Consider the following 1,376-nt stretch of genomic DNA (forward strand, 5'->3'; position numbering starts at 1 on the left):
GTGCTGAATCGACATGATACGTCTCTTGACGAAGAGGGACGCTTTCGGCTTCTGGTCGATGCCATCACCGACTACGCCATCTATATGCTCAGCCCCGAAGGCATCATYACCAGCTGGAATGCCGGCGCTCAGCGCTTCAAAGGTTACAAGCCCTCCGAAATTCTCGGCGAGCATTTTTCCCGTTTTTATCTGGAAGAGGACCGCGCCGCAGGAATTCCGGCGCGCGCGCTCGCCACGGCGGCGGAGCACGGCCGGTTCGAGGGGGAAGGCTGGCGCCAGCGCAAGGATGGAACCCGCTTCTGGGCGCATGTGATCATCGATCCGATCCGTCGTCCCTCCGGCGAGCTCATCGGCTATGCCAAGATCACCCGTGACCTGACCGAACGCAGAGCAGCTGAACAGACGATCCGCCAGAGCGAGGAACAGTTCCGCCGGCTCGTCCAGGGCGTGTCGGACTATGCGATCTACATGCTCGATCCCGACGGGAATGTCAGCAGCTGGAATTTCGGTGCCGAGCGTATCAAGGGCTATCGACCGCAAGAAATCATCGGTCGGCATTTCTCGACCTTCTATACGCCCGAGGACCGCGAAGCCGGCTTGCCGGAAACCGCGCTCAGCCTCGCCCGCGCCGAGGGCCGGTTCGAGCGGGAAGGCTGGCGCGTGCGCAAGGACGGCAGCCGCTTTTGGGCCAGCGTCGTCATCGACGTCATCCGCGACGACGACGGCGATGTACTCGGTTTCGCGAAGATCACTCGCGATATTACCGAGAAGATGGAGACCCAGCGAGCATTGGAGCAGGCGCGCGAAGAGCTCTTCCAGTCGCAGAAGATGGAGGCAATCGGTCAATTGACCGGCGGTATCGCCCATGATTTCAACAATCTGCTGATGGCTGTGCTCGGCAGTCTTGAAATCCTGAAGAAACGCATGCCGCAGGATCTCTCACTGACATCGCTGGTTGATAATGCCATGCAGGGTGCCCAGCGCGGCGCCGCATTGACGCAGCGYATGCTGGCCTTTTCCCGCCGGCAGGAACTGCACGTGGAACCGATCGACGTCTCCGGACTGGTCCGTGGCATGATGGATATGCTGAGCCGTTCGCTCGGCCCTCTCACTGTGATCGAGACCTCTTTCCCCGTCAGGCTGCCAACGATCCTCACCGATCCGAACCAGCTGGAGATGGCGATCCTAAATCTCGTCGTCAATGCCCGCGATGCCATGCCGTCCGGCGGACGGATCGTGCTTCGCGCCTCCGAGGAATCGCTGCTGTCAGGTAAGGGCCCGCGGTCGGCCGGCCGCTATGTCCGTATCGCGGTGATCGACGAACGCGAGGGCATGGATGCAAAGACGCTGCAGCAGGCCATCACGCCGTTCTTCAC

General features: G+C 61.3%; 1 protein-coding gene. It reads left to right on the top strand.

Features of this window, described 5'->3' with window-relative positions; genetic code table 11:
- The coding region (locus AC1D1Z_RS37430) for a PAS domain S-box protein (protein ID WP_477853875.1) at positions 1-1,376 on the top strand (1,376 nt) is incomplete at both ends.

Source organism: Rhizobium sp. P1_E1 (genome assembly GCF_056406015.1).